The sequence below is a fragment of the Streptomyces sp. NPDC057654 genome (genome assembly GCF_042800135.1).
In the GTDB taxonomy this organism is placed as follows: domain Bacteria; phylum Actinomycetota; class Actinomycetes; order Streptomycetales; family Streptomycetaceae; genus Streptomyces.
Genome location: NZ_JBHVHQ010000967.1, coordinates 1 through 3,078, shown reverse-complemented (window position 1 = coordinate 3,078; position 3,078 = coordinate 1). Strand labels below are relative to the sequence as shown.

Here is a 3,078-nt window from a genome sequence, read left to right as displayed (position 1 = left end):
CTCCCGCTTCTTCGCCCGCGACAGCGCGGCCGGCGGAGCGGTGGCCAAGGCGAAGGCGACGCCCAAGGTCGAGGGCGCGACGGTCCCCGTTTACACGCTCGCGCCGGAGTTCGTGGCAGGGAAGGCCGAGGCCCCCGTGGCGAAGCTCGACTTCCTCGCCACCAAGGCCGTCTCCGCCGACGGGCGGAAGGCGTCGGTATGGGCCGTCCGGCAGGGCGGCTCGTACAAGGTGGTCAACATCGCCACCGGCGACGACGAGACGCGCTACGCGGCGGCCGGAGCCGAGAAGGCGAGCGGCGGAACCGTCTTCCGCGAGCCGCAGATCGACGCCTGGTACGTGCAGCGCGGGGACCGGGTGCTGCCGCTGGACGCCGACGCCGAGCGCACCGTGGGCGCGAAGGGGACGACCGTCGAGGCGTACCAGGCACGGGTGCACAAGGCGTACGGCGACAAGATGCCGGGCTCTGAGTACGCCAAGAAGGGGTTGGCGGGCGGTTACGGCGCCGATTCCGGTGCCGGTGCCGATGCCGCCAAGGGCGACGCGCCGGCTGTGGCGCAGGCCGCGTCGGTGACGCACGACAACGACGGCCTGCTGACCGCGACCTCCCTCGCGACGGGCGGCGCGGCCGTGGTGGCCCTCGGCCTCTCCGTGGTCGCGGCCAGGCGGCGACGCCGCGCCTGACCCGATTCCGGCCCCGGCAAGACCGATTCGCCGGGGCCGGTGCGGACGGGGCCCGGCCCGCGCCGCGTACGGTTCGGGACCGCGGATCGGCCCGCGGCCCCGGCTGGACGTCCCGGTCGGCCCGTCCTCGACCAGCGGCCCCGGCGGCAGCGCCTCCCCGCCGCCGGGGCTCCACTCCCCTACGGGAGAGGCCCCGACTCTCTCGTACAGCCGTGCCTCATAGGCCTGCGGCCTCGGCTCTCCCACGCCTCAATGGGCCCCGGTCCAGCTCTCTTGCGTCCGGTGGAGCCCCGCCCCGTTCTCCCGTGTCCTATAGGACATTCGGACCCGCTCTCCCGTGTCCCGTAGGGCCCTTCCCCGGCCCGGCACGAGCAGGCTTACGGCCATGGCATAGGCCGACCCCGGCACGGGCGATCCCCGGTCCCAGCACGAGCGGGGGCCGGTCCCCGCGCCGTCGGCCCCAGTCCCGCCCCTGGAACGGGAGGCCCCGGCTCAAGTCGGCCCTGAGCCCCGGCTCAAGCGTTCCCCATGCCCCGGCGTAAGCCGGAACCCTCCCTCGGCGCGAGCCGGCCCCAGCCCCGGCGTAAGCCGGACTCACCTGGGGCAGGCCGGAACTTCCCCCGGCGCGAGCCGCCCCCAGGCCCCGGCGCAGCCGGAACCGCCCCCGGCGTAAGCCGGACCCCCACACGCCCAACCACCCCCGCCACAAGCGGGCCCCCGGGCCCGCTCGGCGGCGGAAGTGTCACCGGCCGCCAGTAGGGTGTCTGGCATGGCCGACCCCAGCAGCTACCGACCCAAGCCGGGACAGATCCCCGACTCGCCCGGGGTCTACAAATTCCGTGACGAGCACGGCCGGGTGATCTACGTAGGGAAGGCGAAGAGCCTCCGTCAGCGGCTCTCCTCGTACTTCCAGGATCTCGCCGGGCTGCACCCGCGTACCCGGACGATGGTCACCACGGCCGCCTCCGTCGAGTGGACCGTCGTGTCCACCGAGGTCGAGGCGCTCCAGCTGGAGTATTCGTGGATCAAGGAGTTCGACCCGCGGTTCAACGTCAAGTACCGCGACGACAAGAGCTATCCGTCCCTCGCCGTCACCCTCAACGAGGAGTTCCCGCGGGTCCAGGTGATGCGCGGCCCCAAGAAGAAGGGCGTGCGGTACTTCGGGCCGTACGGGCACGCGTGGGCGATCCGCGAGACCGTCGACCTGATGCTCCGGGTCTTTCCGGTACGGACCTGCTCCGCCGGGGTGTTCAAGCGTTCGGCCCAGATCGGCCGGCCCTGCCTGCTCGGCTACATCGGCAAGTGCTCCGCGCCCTGCGTCGGCCGGGTCACCCCCGAGGAGCACCGTGAACTGGCCGAGGAGTTCTGCGACTTCATGGCCGGGCGCACCGGCGCGTACATCCGACGGCTCGAAGCGGGGATGCGCGACGCCGCCGAGGACATGGAGTACGAGAAGGCGGCCCGGCTCCGCGACGACATAGAGGCGCTCAAGCGCGCCATGGAGAAGAACGCCGTCGTCCTCGCCGACGCCACCGACGCCGACCTGATCGCCGTCGCCGAGGACGAACTCGAAGCCGCCGTGCAGATCTTCCACGTACGCGGCGGCCGGGTCCGCGGGCAGCGCGGCTGGGTCACCGACAAGGTCGAGGCCGTCGACACCGCGGGCCTCGTCGAGCACGCCCTCCAGCAGCTGTACGGCGAGGAGAAGGGCGACGCGGTCCCCAAGGAGGTCCTCGTCCCCGCGCTCCCCGACCCGGTCGAGCCCGTCGCGCAGTGGCTCGCGGAGCGCCGCGGCTCCGGCGTCAGCCTGCGCATCCCGCAGCGCGGCGACAAGAAGGACCTGATGGCGACCGTGCAGCGGAACGCCCAGCAGGCGCTCGTCCTGCACAAGACCAAGCGCGCCTCCGACCTGACCACCCGCTCCCGCGCCCTGGAGGAGATCGCGGAGGCGATCGGCCTGGACTCGGCCCCGCTGCGCATCGAGTGCTTCGACATCTCCCACCTCCAGGGCGACGACGTGGTGGCCTCCATGGTCGTCTTCGAGGACGGGCTGGCCCGCAAGAGCGAGTACCGGCGCTTCCAGATCAAGACGTTCGAGGGCCAGGACGACGTCCGGTCCATGCACGAGGTCATCGGCCGCCGCTTCCGCCGCTATCTCCAGGAGAAGCAGAAGACCGGGGAGTGGGCGGAGGGGGCGGAAGAGCCGGGCACGACAGCGGACGCCCCTTCCGGCGATCCCCTCGAATCCGGTCCCCTCGAATCCGGCCCCCTTGACGACGACGGCCGCCCCAAGCGCTTCGCCTACCCCCCGCAGCTCGTCGTCGTCGACGGCGGGCAGCCGCAGGTCGCCGCCGCCAAGCGGGCCCTCGACGAGCTCGGCGTCGACGACGTCGCCG

General features: G+C 72.7%; 2 protein-coding genes. Both read left to right on the top strand.

Annotated elements, in window-relative coordinates; genetic code table 11:
* Positions 1 to 682, top strand: a 682-nt coding sequence (locus ACFU99_RS38995; RefSeq protein WP_384402072.1) for a hypothetical protein, incomplete at its 5' end; no start/stop codon positions are given.
* Positions 683 to 1,451: 769 nt separating this feature from the next.
* Positions 1,452 to 3,078: excinuclease ABC subunit UvrC (gene uvrC / locus ACFU99_RS38990; protein ID WP_384402069.1), on the top strand; the 1,627-nt coding region annotated here is incomplete at its 3' end.